The organism is Bradyrhizobium ingae, from assembly GCF_055791185.1.
In genome coordinates this window covers 1-18,772 of the sequence record NZ_JBVUBB010000058.1, presented here as the reverse complement: position 1 = coordinate 18,772, position 18,772 = coordinate 1, and the positions used below count along the sequence as shown (strand labels likewise).

General features: G+C 57.9%; 14 protein-coding genes and 4 pseudogenes. 6 read left to right on the top strand and 12 right to left on the bottom strand.

Annotation, left to right across the window (positions count from 1 at the left end; genetic code table 11):
* Positions 1-116 precede the first annotated feature (116 nt).
* Positions 117-863 carry a hypothetical protein gene (locus ACV1FX_RS39410; protein ID WP_473122882.1) on the bottom strand — a complete coding sequence of 249 codons (747 nt, stop codon included), beginning with the start codon at positions 861-863 and terminating at the stop codon, positions 117-119.
* 644 nt (positions 864-1,507) lie between these two features.
* On the opposite strand from ACV1FX_RS39410, the gene ACV1FX_RS39405 reads away from it, so the two are divergent.
* Both ACV1FX_RS39405 and ACV1FX_RS39400 read left to right on the top strand, forming a co-directional pair.
* Positions 1,508-2,062, top strand: a complete 555-nt coding sequence (locus ACV1FX_RS39405; protein WP_473122881.1) for a peroxiredoxin — start codon at positions 1,508-1,510, stop codon at positions 2,060-2,062.
* Positions 2,063-2,068: 6 nt separating this feature from the next.
* Positions 2,069-2,575, top strand: a pseudogene (locus ACV1FX_RS39400) (carboxymuconolactone decarboxylase family protein); the annotation flags it as partial.
* A gap of 342 nt (positions 2,576-2,917) precedes the next feature.
* Here the strand turns inward: ACV1FX_RS39400 and ACV1FX_RS39395 are convergent.
* A complete protein-coding gene (locus tag ACV1FX_RS39395) occupies positions 2,918-3,262 on the bottom strand; it encodes a hypothetical protein (protein WP_254103633.1) in 345 nt (114 codons plus the stop codon).
* 320 nt (positions 3,263-3,582) lie between these two features.
* Between ACV1FX_RS39395 and ACV1FX_RS39390 the strand changes: the two are divergent.
* Positions 3,583-3,867 (top strand): annotated as a pseudogene (locus tag ACV1FX_RS39390) (transposase); the annotation flags it as partial.
* A gap of 200 nt (positions 3,868-4,067) precedes the next feature.
* Here ACV1FX_RS39390 and ACV1FX_RS39385 read toward each other — a convergent pair.
* From ACV1FX_RS39385 to ACV1FX_RS39370, 4 genes are all read right to left on the bottom strand, one after another.
* Complete coding sequence (locus tag ACV1FX_RS39385; RefSeq protein WP_473122880.1) at positions 4,068-4,214, bottom strand: hypothetical protein; 147 nt, start codon at positions 4,212-4,214, stop codon at positions 4,068-4,070.
* Between the two features lie 14 nt (positions 4,215-4,228).
* Positions 4,229-5,392 carry a Fic family protein gene (locus ACV1FX_RS39380; RefSeq protein ID WP_473122879.1) on the bottom strand — a complete coding sequence of 388 codons (1,164 nt, stop codon included), beginning with the start codon at positions 5,390-5,392 and terminating at the stop codon, positions 4,229-4,231.
* 356 nt (positions 5,393-5,748) lie between these two features.
* Positions 5,749-6,486: a DUF1521 domain-containing protein gene (locus ACV1FX_RS39375; protein WP_473122878.1), complete on the bottom strand. Its 738-nt coding sequence runs from the start codon at positions 6,484-6,486 to the stop codon at positions 5,749-5,751.
* 1,170 nt (positions 6,487-7,656) lie between these two features.
* Positions 7,657-8,406 carry a sulfotransferase domain-containing protein gene (locus ACV1FX_RS39370; RefSeq protein WP_473122877.1) on the bottom strand — a complete coding sequence of 250 codons (750 nt, stop codon included), beginning with the start codon at positions 8,404-8,406 and terminating at the stop codon, positions 7,657-7,659.
* 966 nt (positions 8,407-9,372) lie between these two features.
* Here ACV1FX_RS39370 and ACV1FX_RS39365 point away from each other — a divergent pair.
* From ACV1FX_RS39365 to ACV1FX_RS39355, 3 genes and pseudogenes are all read left to right on the top strand, one after another.
* Positions 9,373-9,825, top strand: a complete 453-nt coding sequence (locus tag ACV1FX_RS39365; RefSeq protein WP_473122876.1) for a hypothetical protein — start codon at positions 9,373-9,375, stop codon at positions 9,823-9,825.
* 104 nt (positions 9,826-9,929) lie between these two features.
* Positions 9,930-10,109, top strand: a pseudogene (locus tag ACV1FX_RS39360) (twin-arginine translocation signal domain-containing protein); the annotation flags it as partial.
* Positions 10,110-10,286: 177 nt separating this feature from the next.
* Positions 10,287-10,595, top strand: coding sequence for a hypothetical protein (locus ACV1FX_RS39355; protein WP_473122875.1), 309 nt, complete (start codon positions 10,287-10,289; stop codon positions 10,593-10,595).
* 767 nt (positions 10,596-11,362) lie between these two features.
* On the opposite strand, the gene ACV1FX_RS39350 is transcribed toward ACV1FX_RS39355, so the two are convergent.
* The 6 genes and pseudogenes from ACV1FX_RS39350 to ACV1FX_RS39325 all read right to left on the bottom strand — a co-directional run bounded on the left by ACV1FX_RS39350 (position 11,363) and on the right by ACV1FX_RS39325 (position 18,496).
* Entirely contained in the window at positions 11,363-11,641 is a 279-nt protein-coding gene (locus ACV1FX_RS39350; RefSeq protein ID WP_473122874.1) for a transposase, read from the bottom strand.
* A 14-nt stretch (positions 11,642-11,655) separates the two neighbouring features.
* Positions 11,656-11,793 carry a hypothetical protein gene (locus ACV1FX_RS39345; RefSeq protein ID WP_473122873.1) on the bottom strand — a complete coding sequence of 46 codons (138 nt, stop codon included), beginning with the start codon at positions 11,791-11,793 and terminating at the stop codon, positions 11,656-11,658.
* A 554-nt stretch (positions 11,794-12,347) separates the two neighbouring features.
* Positions 12,348-12,986: pseudogene (locus tag ACV1FX_RS39340) on the bottom strand (hypothetical protein); the annotation flags it as partial.
* A complete protein-coding gene (locus tag ACV1FX_RS39335) occupies positions 12,987-13,361 on the bottom strand; it encodes a hypothetical protein (RefSeq protein ID WP_473122872.1) in 375 nt (124 codons plus the stop codon).
* Positions 13,362-13,398: 37 nt separating this feature from the next.
* Complete coding sequence (locus ACV1FX_RS39330) at positions 13,399-15,258, bottom strand: NAD(P)-binding protein (RefSeq protein WP_473122871.1); 1,860 nt, start codon at positions 15,256-15,258, stop codon at positions 13,399-13,401.
* A 1,471-nt stretch (positions 15,259-16,729) separates the two neighbouring features.
* On the bottom strand, positions 16,730-18,496 hold the full coding sequence (locus ACV1FX_RS39325; protein ID WP_473122870.1) for an HrpF/NolX family T3SS translocon protein: 1,767 nt from the start codon (positions 18,494-18,496) through the stop codon (positions 16,730-16,732).
* Between the last annotated feature and the right edge of the window lie 276 nt (positions 18,497-18,772).

Below are 18,772 nucleotides of genomic sequence, written 5' to 3'. Positions count from 1 at the left end.
CGGCGCTATTCGACATTCGCTATTTGCTGTGCAGCAGCCGGTCATCTACAAGCCGAAGGGGCGAGCTGGGCCTCGGCGCTGGAAACCTCCACAAGCGGGGCGCGACGGCGTTGAGGTCAAATTGGCCGACGCTTCGGTCTGTTTCGCTCTGCGGTCGTGAGTGGCTTGGCAATATTTCTCAGGATCGTGGCGCGGCACTTGGCGAAAAGCTCCTTCGTATAGGACCCGCCGAAGTAGTCCAGAACGAAGGTGCCGGCGTAAGGAGGATCATCGGCGAAGCCACTGATCAGACTGTCGATGATTGGGCCGACTTCGCGGATGCGGTCGTCGTAGCGGGCGCGGATAACGTTAACCGCATTCATCGAGTGAACCGCCTCGTCGGCGATCACTTCTCTCAGCCAGCGAAGGAATCTGTCGTTCCGAAGTCTGACATAAAACTCCCTTTCCGTAGCATAGGCGTGGCAAGTACACATTTCATCAAATGCGATCATCACCATTAGAGAGAATTCGTCGTTCAAGTATTCACTGATCGAACTAAAATCATGCGATCGATCGTTCAATCTCTCCCGGAGATTCTCTTCGGATCCGCCAGCGACGAGTTCTATGATTTGGACGAAGCCATCAGTGTGACGCTCTTCGTCCGCGGCCCAGGCGTCAAAGAATGCCTCAGCTTCGTCGGTAACGATCAAGCTACGAATCGACAGTTCTTCTTTCAAATGCCTCGCGTCAAATTCCGTATACAAATCCGGCCACAACTTGTCCCAACGCGCGCGCACAACAGATGGTTCGGCAGCGAACATCGCCGGCGTCAAAGCATTGAATAATACCTTGGGACTCCAGTTCCGTCGAACCGGCGTGATCATCCAACTGCTCCGAATCACGAGCGTTGTGGGGCACTCTTTCGTTCCGAACGCTCGCAAAACATCTTGCTACACAAAGTAGCATGTTGTCGCCTCCTTGTTTTGGTAGGATACAACTCTGTGCTGCACTCCTGCAGCCGCACTTGAAGTCCCCTCGCAAGCGTCACCAATCTGAGACGACTCGATCACCGATGCCGAGGACAGCCTCGCAGAAGTTTCTTTCTCGCGGATCGCTCGCGTGATCGCTCGGCGCCCCCACCGAGCAAGTCGTTTCGACTAACCAGGCGCTTTTGCCGGAGCGAAAGCAGGTTAAGGAGAAAACACATGCCACAGGCCATGGCCGCCAAATCCGTGTACCCGTCAAGCGCCCGAATGGGAATGCAACGGCGTTTCGGGGTGTCCTCTGCCTTCCATTCACCAGATGATGTTGACGCTTGAATGTGCAGGTTTTCGACATGCCGCCAACTCGGCTTGCCCCACAGCATTGAAGTGCTGGTCCCTCCCCGATCGGTTCTCCGGAACTCTCAAACCAATCAGAACCTGTGTTGCATTCCCGCCAGTCTAAACCGCAAGATCGAGTGGCATGTCGATTGCTTCGATGAAGCCGGACCACCGCTTCCACGCGAAGCAACCCTGAGAGGACACACATGCTTGGAATTGGAAGTAGGTTGCCGTCGTTCGAAGTCACGGGCGTGAAGCCTGGCTTTCATCTGCAGGAAGAGAAGGGGCAGAGCGCGTTCGAGACGTTGACCCAAGAGAGCTTTCCCGAAAAATGGAAAATCATTTTCTTCTACCCCAAGGATTTCACCTTCGTCTGCCCGACCGAAATCGCCGAGTTTGCCCGGCTATCCAAGGACTTCGCCGATCGCGATGCGATCGTGCTTGGCGGCTCAACCGACAACGAATTCTGCAAGCTCGCTTGGCGCCGCGAGCACAAGGACCTGCATCACCTTCCGATCTGGCAATTTGCTGACTCCAAAGGCGCCCTTGTCGATGGCCTTGGCGTGCGCTCGCCTGAGGGCGTCGCCCATCGCTACACGTTCATCGTCGATCCGAAGAATACGATCCAGCATGTCTATGCGACCAACCTGAATGTCGGCCGTAGCCCGAGGGACACGCTACGGGTTCTGGACGCGCTGCAGACCGATGCACTCTGCCCCTGCAATCGCGAAATCGGCGGCGAGACGCTGAAAGTCGCCTGAGGCAACATGTCAATCGAGCAGTTGAGGGATCAAATTCCGCATTCCGCCAAGGACGTCAGACTCCGGCCCGACGATGACCGATGAGACGCTTTTACCGCAAAGCAAATACGGCCTGTTGCTGGCGAGCGCGATTGCGACCCGCAACTCAATGTCACAGAGGCGATGGAATCCGCGGCGGCCGTCGTGATCACACCAGCGGCGATCGCAGCAACGAAAAGTGCGGCTGCCGTGATGGCGGTGAACAAGGTTTACTAGCGCTTCGCTCACCTCGCATCCAATCCGGAATACAAGGCGATGCCGATGCGGTTACGCGCGAACGTTGTCGCGAACCCCGTTGTGGACAGAGTCAATTTCAAGTTGTGGGCGCAGGCAGTCTTCCCGGCAAATGGTTGCGGCGGCTGCATGGACGCTCGTGAGAAAACGCTGCGGGAGGCCGACATCAGCTCGGCGGTGGTCCAAACGGCGGTGCGCTTTGCCACGATTGTGCAGTCGGTCGCGGTCGGAATCGAGGCGACCGCGCGTAGCGTCGTATCGGGGGTGATCCATCATTTCTTCGCTCTAGGACAAAGGGCGGGGGTAGGCCGACACAGGCCGGACATGAGCCGGAGTTCGCGAGAAGCACTGGAGGTCAGATAAAACTGACGAACGGGTACCTGCGTTGTCACACTAAGGTGGTTGGCGCACGAGACAGGCGCGTCGAAGACGCGCGTTCTAAAGCGGGTAACGGCGGACACCGTTCGGTCCAAAGCCGTCACCTTCCCGACCAACGCCAGCCTCCCCAGCGAGCGCAGACCTCTTCAGTTCCATCACCTATCTCGCCCAAGCCCGCCAATTGAACTCCGACCAAACTAGCGCTTATAAGAAAATCGCTGCGAGCGTGCCCACCGCGCCGCAAACCAGCCCGATCAGTGAGCCGGTTGTAGGCACGTCGCGGAACAGCAGAAATGCGAGGATCGGCTCCACCACTAAAATCGATCCCACCGATATCGCGACAATTATCCAAATGTTTTTGAGATGCATGTAGCCGAGGGCGTATCCAGAGACGAGCAGGATGCCGCCCAACGTCACCAGCAGGAACATCGGCAGAAGCGTTGTCAGAGGCCCACTTGCCGTTCCAAATTTCTTTGAGGCAATCAATTCGGCAATTATTGAAAGGGCTTCTCCTACGAAAATTGCCGCTACCGCTACAATTTTCAACATTGAGCTCAATTCCCACGTTCAGTTTGATCGGAAAGATGGGTGTTGGGAAATTCTCCAACTCGGCGCCTTCCTGGCTCGTCCCTTGCTCAGCCGCATCCGCTGACTTGCGCCTTAGCCAGATCATGCATGAGGGCGAGGTACTCATCGAGAACAGAACGTCGCAAGGTGGCGGATCAAAGACGACAGCGCGTCCCTTTGACGGACTTCAGTCAGCATAATCAAGATGGATCCGTCACAGGCCGAGGTTGAGCCGAACGAGACCCAGGTGGAAGTGCGTTCACTAGCGACTCTAGAGGCTGTTAGGGACTGATGAACAATAGATGTTGAGGTTTGCGGGATGTCGATTCCACGCGAGGCCTTATCCTTCTGACGTTTCCGATGACGAGTGGGCGCTTGTTGCGCCGTATCTGACACTTTTGCCCGAGGACGCCTCGCAGCGGACGCACGCGCTTCGCGAGGTGTTCAACGGCCTGCGCTATATCGTAAAGACCGGCGCGCCCTGGCGCTGGATGCCGAACGATTTGCCGCCGTGGGAGATCGTCTATCAACAGGCGCAGCGGTGGTTGCACGCGGGTTGTTTTGAGGCCCTGACCGAGGATCTGCGCGTCAACCATGCAGGCAACCGATAAGCCCCGCCGGGGACCGGCGGGGCTTATCGAGGCCAAGGTTACTCTGGAAGTGGGCTACCTTTTTAGTGACTGCTTGTCCATTGCGCGACCGAAGCTCATGAGGTTCCCTAAGCGCGCTCAATCGCGAGGTCATAGGCGAACTCAATTCCCACCCCGATTCGATCGTGGCCCAATACTCAGTTTGGGCTACGTCTGCTGCTGCTGGTGGCGATGATCAGCATGCCGATGCCCCTGATGATGATCGCGATGCGCCCCCTGATCCCGATGACGCCGGTCAGGGCGATGATCGCGGCGATCATCGCGGTAACCACAGACCAGCGCATCCCCGCGCGCTTGCTTAGTCGAGTTTAGCCGGTGCCTGGACTTCTCCCGGACGGCTCCGCCGCGGAGGAGGTGGTTCAAGCCGGCAGCAATCTGCCAGGAAGGCCGCGAACGAAGCGATGTTGCCTTGTACGCTCGCGCTCTCCAATGCCTTCATGTATTCGTCGCGTCTGTCGACGGGGATGATGGTCCAAGGCAGTCCTCCCGATGCCATCATGACATTCATGAGAAAGCGTCCTGTTCGACCGTTACCGTCGGGAAGGGGATGTATGAAGGTGAAGATGAAGTGTCCGAGGACGGCTCTCACGCGCGGATCCTTGTCTTCCTTCAGGCAGTCCAGAAAGGCCTCCATGGCGTCGGGCACCGATTCCCATGCGACCGGCGTATGTCCGCAGTTCCTGATGAAGACGAAGTGAGTGCGGTAGCCCGCAAGATTTTCGGGCTTGATGATGCCTACCTGGACTGAAGGCTGAAAGAGAGCCCGGTACCAGTTGAGGTGCTCCCGATCCGTGATCTCGGCCGGATCCTCGCCGTTGAGCACGCGCACCACCGAGGCGACAACCAGTTGGAACGCATCCCAGTACCCCTTCGCGGCCATCGCATCTTTTTGCTTACGGTCTCCATCGCTGCCGTCAGGATCCCAATTCCCGGTCCCGACCTTCTCGATCAGGTCCTCGGTGACCGAATAGCCTTCGCTGGAAAACGAGTGATATGCATCCGAGGTGTACCGCTCATCGATTGCCGTCAGATATCCGTCGTGATCGTTGATGCGGCGCGGCTCGATCTTGAAATTCTCAAGCACCTTCCCACGCATTTCCGCCCACATGAGGCGGACCCGCGTCATAATCGGCGGCGCGGCCCGGATGGGGAGTTGCATCGGGACCGATGCCTTGAACGGATCGGTGTCTTCCCTGACGTCGTGACCGGCCGATGTCATTTTGGTGATGATCTCGTCGGCGGCGCGAGCATTGCCCAGCAGTCGGTACGCCCCGGCAATCCGCCCCGCCACGGTCGCATGTCCGCCCTCAAGGAGAACCTTCGAGATCGGGCTCACATTCCTCAGTGATCCCAGCACGGCGATGAGGTCGTTCTTCTGAGTCTGCCAGAAGACGGGCGCAGCAGCGCAGACAGCCTCTGGCGCCGGGAAGGTCCGCACCCCGGCGGTCTCGATCGGCGTCACCGGTAGTTGGTGCACTTCGTAAAGATAAAGAGAAGTGCCGTGGAGGAGGGCCTGTGTCTGGTTATTGGCGGACGGCGCCGTTCATCAGGTCCGCTCCCCATGCTTGAGGCTCGGCGCCGGACCATCCGGAGCAACCCCCGATAGGAGCTTGCCGCGGGGCGGGCCGCCCGTCACCTCAGAAGGCAAACATAGGGTCTAGAGCACTGACAGCCGAGATCATCAACGATGCGAGAGCGGCGATAATGGATAGATACGCCGCCGCACCCTGCCTTCATCCTCCAACTCTTGTGCGGAGGATGAAAAAGGCGGGCGCAAGCGCCCGCTTCCATGACTAACGAACGGACTTGGATCGAACCTCAGGGCAACCGCACATGGCGACCGAACATGCGCTCGATCCTCATATCAAGCATCAGCGTCTTGAGATCTGGCGGTGGGTCAGGGTTCTCATTGCGGTGGATAATTGCCTGGTTCACCTCGCGTCCGCAGCCGTCGACCCATCCCTGATTTTCCTCATGGATTGTCTGCGAGCCATCGGGCGTCAACTGATCGAGAGTCCGCCCGGCGTTGGACTGCGTCACCTTCAGATTGTCTTTGCCATCCTTGTCGTCACCGAGCCCCTCGACAACCATGGCGTTGTCGCCGTTCGTAATAGTAAGCTTCGAGGAGATGGTTTTGCCGTTACCGTAATCGACGGTGTTCACGGTGATCTTTGTGCCGTCATCGAGCTGCAGGGTCATGTCTTTCTTGAAATCGAAATCGTCCCTGCCGTCGCCATTGGCATCGACATGAGGATCGCCGTGGATCTTCGTGACATGGCCGGTCTCGTTGTTACGAACCATCCAGGTGCCGTCATTCTCCTTGGCTGTGATCGTGTACTTGTCGCCAAGGTTGATCGTGGCCTTGCCGTCCTTGACCTCATGCGTCCACACCGGATCCGGCAAAGGCGGTTGGCTCTGGTACTGGTAGGTGCCCGCCGGAACACCGCCGGCATACGGCTCCAACAACGTATCGAACGTGGTATTGGCGGCCGCGCCTTCCGGCACGAGATTACTCGTCGCCGAATCGAAAGCGCCGACCACGGGAAGACCGGTCACGGGAAGATACACCATTGTAATTCACTCCTGTTGCATTGAAGTCCTGTTGCATTGAAGTAAGCGGCAGAGTGCGAGCGCCACGCGCATAATCAACCGGGCACATTACTCACGAAATCTTCCGAAAGCACCGTTCGCCCGCACGTGGCGGGCGCAGCATGTTTCTCGTTGCCAACGACACGAGCCTTGATGAGATGAGGCGACCCTGCCTCTCTCATCCGAGCTCCCCGGCACGTTCATATCGCGCGCATCCAACTCGCAGCGACTCTACCCGCAGCACCTGTCGAAAAACTGACGATGAGCAACGATCGACTAGCAGCTCAGTTTTCGTTACCACCCGAACCAATGCTGACATGTTTGGTCATGCCGACCGCCCTTCTCGACGGGTTTCGGCGATCGACCGTGACGCTCGCCGATCACAAGCGACAAGTCACTTCGGGAATATCGATGTCAGCTTCTCAGACAGGCCTTCTCTAAGCCGCGATTTCAAGCCACCTTGCTGTTGAGGCAACCGTCATCGCGGCCGAGAGGGCACGTCCCTTTCTCCCTTCAGTATAGGTGACGCCGATCGCCGGATTACAGCCAGTCGCCTCCATCGGACCAGCAAAGAGATCGCCTGGCCATACGCAATCCAGCCAGGCAATGGTCGAGCAGAATTTCGACGTGATCTCTGGGTGCATTGGCCGGCGAAATCTAGCAGTTGCCGTTCGCTAAACGCGAATATGCCGAATGATCGGAAGCCGCCAGAACACATTTGGTCCTCCTATCTCGCGCTGCTTCGAGTCGAGCGCGCACCGTTTCGCAATCCTCCGTCACCGTCGAAACTTTCCCATCGACCGTGCTGACCAAGCACCGGATGCCCTTCGGGAAATGCTCTTCGGCGCGCGGCTTGCGAAGGCTTACGACCTGGTTCGGATTGATGTTATGAACCACGGACTCGACCCGAGAGCGCTTGGCTCTGGCATCGAGCTGTGCTGCATCAAGCGCAGGCTGGGACTCAGCCGTCAACGCAAATTTCTAGCGAGCCAGTCATTCCAGTTGAGGAAGGGATCGACGATCTGGCGTCGCATGGTGTCGCCACCTATCGCACCCACACCTCGCGTAAAAACGGTGCTCAGAAACGTTCTTCACAAACGACAAATTACGCCGACGTTCGCCGCCACTGACCGCGGATCAGGCCTCACCAACCTCAAAGAATCGTTCGTAAGGTCCGTCTGCGAAGTGCCGCCGCAGCTCATGAAAGTTCTGTACGGTTTGGTCTAGCGGTCGCGCTTCTTGGCGCTGAAGCATGGCGCTACCAGACAGCTGAAGCGCTGGGACCCCCAGGAACGCCCAAACCGTTGCCAGGCAGGCGCTTGGTTGGTGAAGTAGCCTTTCATACTCGATCACGAGCATACCGGTCGACGCGAAGGACTGAGCAACTCGGGCATGGAAATCGTCGGCGGCCTTGAAATAGGCCTCGCAGTCGGCGATTGACAATGTAACGCGGGGCGGCGGTGCGGCCTCGCCGTCAGAACTGAACTTCAGCCATTGGCCACTCTGCCTTGCTTGCACCAGCGATCGAAGCGATTCCATAGTGTTTCTCCGAAGCACGAGGATGACCTTGAGGCGAGGCCAACGAACCAGCTCGGCAAAAATACCGGAACGATCGTGAAACTGCGGTTCGTTGATCTTGCAACCAACATGCGTCAGCTTGGCCTTATCGCTTCGCGTCGGATAGCGCAGATACGCAAGCTCGAGAAGCTCGCGATCCCCCCGCAACAAACGATCCTTATCGTGCCAATTCGTATCAAATGTATTGAGCAGCTCACCGTTGCTCAACACGTTCGGATGCTCATTCAGTAACTCTTCAAGATAGTGGGTGCCGGTCCTCGCCATTGCCAGGATTACAAATGGCTCGGGCGGCGATGTAGCGCGGGTCATTGCATCTTCCTTAGATAACATTGCTTCGACAACTCGAGATCGCATCAACGACGGTAACGTTAGCAGGCTCATAGTCCCTGCGTTTCGCAGTCGTCGGCTCGCATCTGGATACGTCCGGATGACTCATGGTGTGATTTGGCGATCTCATAACCTTCTGTGATCATTTGTCGAATAGCCTTGGATGGTTTGCGGCATAGGGGCTGATGAACACAAAAAGTCGGCCACACCAGATCTTTGGCCAGCACATCTAAGACAACCATCCGGTGTAAAAAGCAGACTAGGGCCGTCGTCAAACGTCAGATAGACGCTGCAGCATCTGCCGGTGTCAGCGCGCTCGTTAGGCACCCTAGATAAGGAGCCGGGATCCGTCACAGTTCTGGCCGTTCCGATCGATTAGGGTACCGCTCATGTGCCTTGGAAGATAATCGGCGTCGGAGCGAGGGTTGTTCTTAGAGCCAGAGCAACGATCGATATCCGAGTTCAATTTCAATTAACTGAGGTTTTCTACCCTCATTTCGTTGGATTGGTAAAATCGATTGTATGGATGGGCACTGTCTCGATAGGCGGAGGCCGCAAGAGCGACGTGCCGTGAATTTTTGCCAGCCCGAACCCATGTCGGGCGTGTCAATCAAAGGAGGTCCTCTTGACCAGACTTTTGAATGGCCCGGCCAACGACCATAGCGCGGTCGTTCACGGCCTCCGGGGAAGCGTCTGATAGGAGACGTATTGGCTTTTAGGGCTTCGGTCCCGTGTTATCGCGGCTATGCAAAGCGTGGCTACCCTGTCCTACGGGAGTGTGAACCATACAGACGGCACGCCTATCCCGACCGAGCTGTACAAGGCCTTAGCGAAAGCTGGGGCCTTTCTTGTACGAGGCCCATTCAACTGGTGGTAGTAGGAAGTGCTGTAACTCACGACGTTGGAGGTGGTGTTGAGCGACAAAGTCCCCGAAATGGTTGGAGGCCTATGCGGTTGGTCGTGAAGAGATTTGGGAAAAGGACCCTCACTACAGGGGATTTCTGGCTGCGCTTCAGGAGTTGCACGGGGAAACTGATCGCGCCGTCGCTCTGGTGGCAACTTCATTTCTTGACAAACTGCCCCGGGGACATTCTCGGCGCGTTTATGATCGAGAACCAAAGCGCTAAAGCCCTCCTGTCAGGCTTCAACGCCCGTTTTGGTAGCTTCAGCACCAGGATTGCCGGATGTCTCGCATTAGGCCTCATTACCGAACGCGAAGCGGAACGGTCCGATACGCTGCGCAAGGTACGAAATCGCTTCGCGCATGAGGTCGCGGTGAACTTCAAAACTGAAAGCCTGCAGGCACTTTGCAACAATCTGCGGGTGCTCGAGCGAGACAAAGATGGTGATGCTCGACGCAAGTTCATGTCGGCATCAATGATGGTTCTATCGCTCTGCTGAACCGTCCATTTGAGTCGGTAAGAGGCGATTGACGCCCGGCGAGTGGAAATCAACAATCGGCTAGTTGTTGTTTCTCCGCCTCCTGTGCTGAAGCAGCGGGTAACACATCCCGTCGTAACTTTCTTGCTGTCTCGGCACTTGCAGCCGCCGCAGCAACCATCCCCGTGATCCCAGCCGCCCGCGCCGCTTCGCCAGATCAGGAGCTGATGGATCTTGGTGCCAACTTTTTTTGCGACCAACGAGCTCTTCGAGGCTGCCGACGCGAACTGCGGCGAGCGGATTGACCGCGTCATCTCGGAGACGTCGGACTGGCCTTTCGGCCATGAGATGGCGCATCGGCGATCCAGTTAGCTATGTGATGGAGCGTCACCCAGCCGAAAAGGCGCAGCTATGGTGCAGCACCTCAGACATCGAGGCCATCCGGGACGTTCCGCAATACGATTGGTCGCTTAGAGAGGCGCGTGAGGCCGATTTTTTATGCCCTGCCGTCCGACGATCAGCTCCACCATCTCGCCGAACCACAACCGAAGGTGCAGCACCTGTACACTCGGTCCCCGAGCGCACGGAAACAAAAGCGGATCAACGAGATCGTTGCCGCCTACGACAGGCACAACGCGGCGATCGATGGCCTGCGCAAAAAGCACGGCATTGATGAAGCTAACCAGCGCTCCGACGATCTCAATGTAGCCCGTTGCAGGCTGGTCGAAGAGATCGACGCAAGCATGCCGGTGACGTTTGAGGGATTTAGAGCCAGGCAAAGGTTCTGGTAAATTGGCTCAGCCTCAACCGCCCCGACGATTATGAGGACGGCCCGTCATCGGCCGGCGCGCTGATCCGACAGCTCGCAGCCGTTTAGGCTCTCCCATGTGGCACTACCATCACATCGTGACCTACTACGAACGAAAGGAGCTGTACGGGCGCCTCGTGGCCCAAATCTACCGGCCCCTGACTGCCGAATGACCGGCGTTTCTGTTCGGGAACAAACGGCCATGGGTGGCGTTTCAACCACGCTTCGAGCTGCAGAACAGCTTGAGCAGTTACGAACGGCCTCAGTATTTGCTCCCCGGCCAGCTGAGGCCGTTTTTAATTGGAGCTCGCTGGACGCGTCTGAAATTGGGATTCGGTTATGGGTTCATTTTGGTACTGGATTTTGACGATTACCGTATTTGCTAGCCGGGTAATGGGGATCATTCGAGGATTGCAAAACAGGTCCATCCTCAATTGCGCCCTGTCGGCGTTCATCCCGGGTTACGGGTTCGTCTATTTCGTCGTAGGGAAGGCAGCACCTCCGCGGATTAACGAAACGGCATAAGCCGGCCTAGGCGCAACTTCCGCGCAATCGATGGCAGGCTGCGGCGATCAAAGCGGGCCGCGGGGCGCCGACGTTGATCTGCGACGGTGTGGCCTCCTTCCGGCGCCGGAAGCTAACCGAAGAGCTCGCGCGATGCGCGGCTCGACTAGACGAATCCACATTCAGCGGTGCCAGATGCAGATTGCGGCGAGGTGGACGAAGGCGAGGAAGTAGACTGCCCGTCGGTCATATCGAGTGGCGAAGCGGCGGAAGTGCTTGAGCTTGTAGCTTGTAAATCGTCTCGTCATGCGGAATGGTGACCGTGCGAGAGCAGGTTGAAGGGATCACCGCTTCGGCGTTCATATCTGCGATGGTCTTGCGCAGGTCGTTGTTGTCATAGGCCCTGTCGGCCAGCACGGCCTCGGCCTTGAGGCCTTCGAGCAGGGCTTTTGCAGTCAGGTTGTCATGTCGCTGGCCGGCGGTGAGCTTGAAGCGTAGCGGTCGGCCGAAACCATCGGAGAGCATGTGGATCTTGGTGGTCAGCGCACCTCGGGAACGCCCCAATTCCTGAGTTTTGGCCCGCTTTTTCCGTTCGCGGCCTGCTGGTGGACACGAACCAGAGTGGTATCGAGCATCAGATATTTGTTGTCGCGATCTTTGATCAGTTCGGCGAACACTTTCTCCCACACACCGGCCTTGGCTGGTGCACCGCGACCTCGCCGGCCACCTAGAGACCGCGTCGAAGCATCTGAGCTACGGCGAAAAAACGCCTTCGCACTGGTTCCTTTCATGTACCAGGTGCTGAGTGAAAACCCGGATTTGGTTGTGCTGGACGACCCTATGTCGTCATTTCGACAAGAGCAAGAAGTTCGCCATCCTGCACGAACTTATTCCAGGGCAAGGCCAGCCTGAGGGGGCGGACCACCCTCATGCTGACTCATGACATCGAGCCCGCCATCGATGTGATAAAAAGTACCAAGGACGTTTTCCAAGGGGCTCAACCATCGGCATCGTTCCTCTCTTCGCGTGGGGGCGTAGTTTGAAAGCGCCCATCGCAAGGGAAGATATACAGACCTTCGCGAAGGTCTGTAGGGCGAACATCGCCACGCTGCAGGACCAAATGCTGAAGGCCATCTACTTGCGGCGCGACTACGAGCTGCGTGATGAAGTCGGTCAGGAATACAATCTACTGGCCAGCCTGTCTAAAGGCCGCCCAGTGCACACGCTGCAGACGGCGACCGAAAACCGGAACATGCCCCTGAGGAGACCATTTTTGGCCGTTACGGAACCAGCGCTTTTTCTGCTCGCGCCTGCGTTCAATGCTCTTGGTCGTGCGGTTGGGGATGCAGACGCGTTTGACGCCTTTCGCTTTCGCGGCGACCTCATTCTTTGCGGAGTAAAAGGCGGCGTCTGCCGCCACGATTCGTGACGCACGTCCGAGCATCGATTGATGCGTTTCGATGACTGCAATCAGCAGCTCCGAATCGTGCGGTCGCTGAGCATAGACTTCATAGTCGATCACGATCTGGTTTTCGGCCTCCTGTAGTTTCACCATCTTGCCGAACTCGCTGGGCTTGCCCGCTTTGCCCTTGCAAATGATTTCTGTCGATGACTCGAACAGGCTGAGGATCTTGCCTTCAGAGCGCGTATCACCACGGAAGATGCGCACTCTGGTCTGCGTCATCACATGAACCACTTCGGCTGGAGCGCCCGGTCGGCCTCGGCCGCGACTCTTGGGATGCCGCTTCGCCAACGCTTCGTACACGGCAGATACTATTTGTTCGTCCGCGAGCACTTGGTCGACGTACATCATCCAGTCTTCACGAAGATCGCTCACGTCCTCAGTGATCAATCCGTCGCCGAAGCTCAGCTACGCCCGCCGCATCTTAATCACGGTTCCTCCCGCGCGCTCCGCGCTTTGTCGCGGCTCTCTCGGACGCAGCAAATCGTGATTGAGCTCGCAGATCGTCTCGATGGCCTCCTTCAGCTTCTGATAATTGTCGAGCCAGCGGCGAAACCTCGGGAACCCGTTCGCGGCGCACACTGATGGCCGGGTTCGTCCGCCGGCGTAGCTCACCGTCAGCACGAAGACCTGGTGCCCTTCGCCGCGCGCGCATTTCGGGCAATCTTTGGTATGTCGGACAGCACGCTCCAGCAGCGAGCCACGCAGAATCTCGCCGGTGACCGGCAAATTGCTGGCCAGCTTCTGGCGGGCCCGGAGAGCTTGCTCGCGATTCATCCGCAAGAATGAATCAGCGCCAGCAACCGAGCCCTCATATAATCTAGTCGATCTCGCCGACGGCACGCCAAGCTTGATAGATGGCCGCTTGGGTAAGGGGTTCCCAGCCGGAATCGGAATTGGCAATCGCAACATTGCCGAAGGGGCGCCGCGCCACCGTCATCGTGTGCGCCATCTCATTCGGGTCGTCGAATAGGCTGTTCGGAGAATAGGCATAGCCATGGGGCCAGCGATTGACGGTAATGCCCTGGATATCCCGTCCTTCATCGAAGCTGCTGCCAGCGAGCTGGCGACTTAGCTGGTCGCGGATATCGTGCTCCAACTTCTCGAAGGGCGTCTCCAGCAATCTCTGGCGCCCAAGCCTCGACTGGTCGCGTGCATCTAGGCCCTGATTCGGCGTGGTTGGAGCACAGTACATGTGAACGCACATTGTCTCTGACGGATCCTTCGGATGTTGGTATCCACCGAGCTTGACTGGAAAATCCATCTTGACGCGGGCCCATGTTCCGGTCGGCGCATAGAGTTCGTGAATGCCGAGCTCAAGGAATGCCTTCCAAGTCCGCACCACCACGTTTGTAGAGATCAGTGGCATCTTGACGTTCTTTCGGAGCGCTAGCTTCTGTTCCTCCGGCAGTTCAGGACAAAGGAATGGGATCATCATGTTGTATCCGGCGAGGATGCATTTGCGTCCGCGAACCTTGCGTAGCGTACCTCCTTTCACGTAACTGACATCTGCATGATCATCGAAGTTCCTAACATTCACCGCGATGCTATTGAGGCGTATCCGCACCGGCGAAGTGGCTTCATCGAGCCTGCTATAGTCGAACCGTGCAAGGACAACGTCATCCATTGTCGTGCCCGGCGCCGCACCAGGGATGAGGCTGCGGACCAGCAGGCGGGCGATGGAGGCATTGCCGTCCGGGAAATGGCAGATATAGGGATCATCCGCATCCTTGTCGGTGGCCCGTTCGGTGTTCATGCCTAGGCCATCGAAGCCCGGAAAGCCGGTGTTCATTGCAGCCAGCGCCGACACTGCGTCGGAACTTGACGCGAAGAGGTCGTTAAAACGTCCTTGGAAGTACTGCGCAGCCCTCTCGCTCAGCCCGGCATGCTTGATGAGATAGTCCCGGTAGCTGGTTCTGGCGAGAATCTTCTCCTTGGCATCCAAAGCCATTCCCTTGAGATAATCGATAGGCGCTTCATGGAAGGCAACAAGGGCCGCCTTGTCAGCTTCCGCGAGTGGAAAATCAGCGATGAAGTCTTTTAGCGGGCGGGCGTTGAGCCGATTGGGAAGTTGGTCGTCATCTGCCATCCAGAACGAATCGCCGGTTACGAGCTTGTCCTCGCCCCAGTTTTCCTTGTTGAAGAAGACACCGCGGCTCAGATTCCTGGATGCGTAGAAAGTACGGTCGAATGCCGCGGTGAATCGATCGAGATCGATGCCCAGCGATTTCAGCAGGCCGGCTGCGACTTCGCCATAGCCGGTGCGCGGGGAATCGATGGTTTCCGTGCCACCATAGCCGATGATTAACCGGCCACTGAGTGTGAATTCGTTGCGCTTGGCGTGTCCGCCGAAATCATCATGGTTCTCAAGGATGAGAATTGACTTGTCCGCACCGTGTTTCCGTCGATAGAACCATGCGGCAGACAAGCCGCTGATGCCGCCGCCGACAACGACCAGATCGTAAGTTTCCTCCACAGGCGTTTGTGCAGCTTGGAAACCCTTACCCTCGCGTCCAAGTGCGTGTGCCGCCTCGAATGAGCCAGGATGGCTGCCGCGCAGACCTGTCAGAGATGGTGGATAGTAGGGTGAGAACTGTTGAGCCCGAAGGAAGTCGATAGGGGCCATACCGGCGACGATGGCAAGGCCAGTACCTGCCAGAAAATCGCGGCGCGTAATCATTCGAATACTGCCGAAGCGCGAACATACTGTTTCATGCTGCCCTCGTCCGGTTTGGAAGGAGCATTTCATGGGTGTGGTCAGCGCGAGTTTGAACTGGATTATTCATTCAGTGGCCATGGCACCCAGCAAGCGCCGTGCCGGCAAAAAAACGGCTTGGTAATCTGAAGCGCCGATTCGAAGAGCTGATTTTGCACCGTCCCACACGCCTCCCAGAGCGCCACCTGCACCCACCATCGCAAGGCGGCGGTCGCGCTTTGCGGTGCGGTGGCCTGCGGCCATCCTTGACCGCCGAACGCCCTCTTACACCGGGCAAGGCAGGTCGGGACGGAGGCATGGTCTCTCATCCGGTCGAACATAGGAACGCGGCGCTCGCCGCGTCCAGCGACCAACGCCGTCACTGCACCCGCTCGGTTTTTTCAAGAAAGGTCTGTTTCATTCCCGGCCTTCCACCTGCGCCTAGCCGCCTGGACCCAACCTTTCACCCACGCGTAGTTGCTGTATTCCGGAGGGGCCTGGCCGGCCTTCTCAGTCAACTTTGTACGAGGCCTGGAAGAACGTTCCCCATCGCTCCATGTTGTACTTCGCAAGAGCATGGTCCTGATAGAGGGTACCCGGGCCATCGCAGCCGCTGCAGTTGAAGGTGACATCGCTGTCGTTTTTGGTCCACATTGCCCGCCAGGAACACGGGCGTATTGACGATGTCGCCATAGATTGACGGGCCATAGGGGTCACTGAAGGATGTGCGGCCATAGCCACCGCCGTGCACGCCGATATAACCTCCGGTCCAGCTCCATAGGGCTGTCGGGACTTTCATCGCCGGCCCCAGATCCGCCGAATGAGCGACGCCGCATCCCACGAGTGCAACTGTTGCGGCACCCCAAGAAAGGAATCCAGATCCCATATAACCCTCAAACACACGACGCTCGCGCCATCTGCAACGCAGCTCGAACGGCCGACGTTGTGGCGTCACTTCCACACTGCAGGATCTAGGCCAGCGGCTGTGATGCGCGTCCCGGCTTTTTTTCGATGGCGATGTTGTCTGCCAGACACGGCCCGTGGTGATAGGAACAAGCCGCACGTCTGTGGTCGGACACAAACGCATGCTGTAGGCCGGCACCGCTGGTCGCTCGCGGCGGCGCGCAACGGCGCATGTGCGTCCCCAGACAGCTGAGCACCTGGTCCTCTCGAGCGCGCAATGAAACGTAGCGGACCGCACCCCAGGACGAACCCATATGGTGCGCTGGTCTTGCGATGTCGCTCGTCGGAGACGCTGGGTGCGCCGACGGACAATTTGAACGCGAAAGCCAATTCAGATTCGACGCAAAGAAAGCTAACGCTCTCGCGCTTTCTCCCTCACAGCGAGTTAACCTGAAACATCAGCAGTGCGCAGCCCTCCACGTATCGAGGAGTGCAAGTGCGCCCGTCAGGCCACCTTTTGCAACGATGCCGTCGTGCCGACCTGGCTCGGAGCCTATGCGGCTTGCATGGGACTGGCCTCGAGGCGCTCCTTCAGATTATTCAAATAGTCCTGCGCGTGGGATTGCGCCTGCGAGACCGTCAAGTCGACCCCCGCATTCGCGGCCCTTTCCATTAGTTCTTTCGCTAGCCCCTCGCGCATCGCGATTTTGACTTCGGGCCCGGAGATACAGCCAATCGCCTGCGCCGCGACACCGAGGCCGGCTTCTTCCAGCGCCTGCTTCATATTGCCCCCACTAATAGCGGTGTGCAAAAGGTTCGCTGCTTGCGACTCGCACTCGATGACCATTGATGCTGCATCGGCCAGTTCGCCCAGACCCGGAATGAAGCCGAGCGCACCGACCGCCGTGGCGGTCCAATCAAGAACCTTCGCGCCCACTTTGGTCACGTCGTCGAGCGCATGCATGAGGGCGCCGCCATTTTTCTTCACAGACTTGATATCGGGCTGGTCGGCCACGCCCATCATCATGTCTGCGACCGCGGACTGCTCGGCCGCGGTTTTGGGAATATGGGTCTTGGTCTGCTGAACGGTGCGGTTCGCAGCCGACATGTTGCTGTAGAAGTTCGTGAAGTCGTTGTTGCTGATGTTACCGGAATCGACCCTATGCCCGCCGCCGAAGTCGAAGAACTTGTGATGGGTCTTGTAGCCCGTAATCGAATTGTTCAGCAGTGCGAACAATAGCGGATCCGAGAGCAGCTGCGACGCCGCTTGCCGTACCTTCGGATCAAGACTCTTGTCCTCGGCCATGCTCGCCAGCTTGTCCCGGGTCAGCACGCCGCCTCCAAAGAAGGCGCCCTGATTCTTGTTGATCGTGTCGAGCGTGTTGAGCTCGGTTCGCGTGAGGCCCATCGACGATGAAGCAACTTGAAGGAAATCCTCTTTGTGGACCTGATCAATCGTACCACCGTACAGCTGCTTCCAGGCATCCGGGTGGTCGAGGAAGTATTGAGCCGCCGCGATCACCTGCGGCGGGCTCTTGCCAGTTTGAGCGTTGCCGTCGACGATCTGCTTGAAATCCGCCAGGCTCAGGTTCTTGGTCAGGTAGTCGGAATACCGGTAAAGCTCGCGCATTGCGTCGTTCACGGTCATGACTGACGGTTGGCCATTTCCGGTACCATCGGAGGGAATGTAGTTCTGCTCGTAGCCGTGCGCCTGCTGCTCCTGGAATGCAGCAACCTGCGGGTGCTGGTCGGAGAACCTCGACAAATCGCATGCACCGATCCTGTAGTAGTGAGCCGGATTCCAGCAGATGGCATCGATCTCCTGGGGGCCTCTGATCGCATCGAAGAGGTTGCGGTCCTGGAGCAATCCCTCGATTGCGGCTTTCAGATCCGGGGGCGTCGACGGATCGTTGGCCTTGTCTGCCAGCGATACCCAGTTGAGCGGGCATTGGTCCTTGTGCCGGTTCAGCACTGCCACGATCTGCAACTCGGCATTGGTCAGCGTGCCACCATTCCACGTGACGTTCGACATTTCCGGTGCGGGAACGCCCTCCTCCGCTGCCTTAACCGCCGCCTTCACATTCGCCGGCAGCAGATCCAAGGGATCCTCCGGCACAGGCAACTTTGGGTCCAGCAGCTCCGGTGGCGGGGACGGCAGCTCGGATTTGGCTTCCCGCGCGCAACTGGACAACATGACCTCGAAGGGGTCGCCTTGCTGGCCGGGCGGCTGCACGCAAGGACCCACGGCCGTGTTTTCCGGAGCAAGCACGAACTGAGCTGGAACCGCACTGGCGGATGACGAAGAGGTGTTGAGCTGCATAGCATTATACTCGGATGTGAGGGTGGAGGTCGTTTGAGGAGCCCGAGTCCAACCTATCGGTCAGAAGGATGCCGAACTTTTGGGTAACGTCGACCTTTGAGTGACTGTTCATCTCGTAAGGCGCTCACTCAACTGCCTCGCAATCCAAGGTTCGAAAATGCGCTTTGCTGGGTCAGGCCCGGCGTCTGCGCAGAAGGTCCCAGAGCCAACGTGGCTCCGGGGTAAACGCCGGTTGAGGCTGATTTCGGCTGCGGGCTGACGAAAGGTTGCTGAGCG

Bases quoted from the DNA above. Each gene is read 5' to 3' on its own strand.
- ACV1FX_RS39365 (WP_473122876.1), top strand. From the start codon at position 9,373: ATGCGGTTGGTCGTGAAGAGATTTGGGAAAAGGACCCTCACTACAGGG.
- ACV1FX_RS39405 (WP_473122881.1), top strand. From the start codon at position 1,508: ATGCTTGGAATTGGAAGTAGGTTGCCGTCGTTCGAAGTCACGGGCGTG.
- ACV1FX_RS39410 (WP_473122882.1), bottom strand. From the start codon at position 863: ATGATCACGCCGGTTCGACGGAACTGGAGTCCCAAGGTATTATTCAAT.
- ACV1FX_RS39350 (WP_473122874.1), bottom strand. From the start codon at position 11,641: ATGCTCTCCGATGGTTTCGGCCGACCGCTACGCTTCAAGCTCACCGCC.
- ACV1FX_RS39330 (WP_473122871.1), bottom strand. From the start codon at position 15,258: ATGATTACGCGCCGCGATTTTCTGGCAGGTACTGGCCTTGCCATCGTC.
- ACV1FX_RS39370 (WP_473122877.1), bottom strand. From the start codon at position 8,406: ATGACCCGCGCTACATCGCCGCCCGAGCCATTTGTAATCCTGGCAATG.
- ACV1FX_RS39325 (WP_473122870.1), bottom strand. From the start codon at position 18,496: ATGCAGCTCAACACCTCTTCGTCATCCGCCAGTGCGGTTCCAGCTCAG.
- ACV1FX_RS39395 (WP_254103633.1), bottom strand. From the start codon at position 3,262: ATGTTGAAAATTGTAGCGGTAGCGGCAATTTTCGTAGGAGAAGCCCTT.
- ACV1FX_RS39385 (WP_473122880.1), bottom strand. From the start codon at position 4,214: ATGCGCTGGTCTGTGGTTACCGCGATGATCGCCGCGATCATCGCCCTG.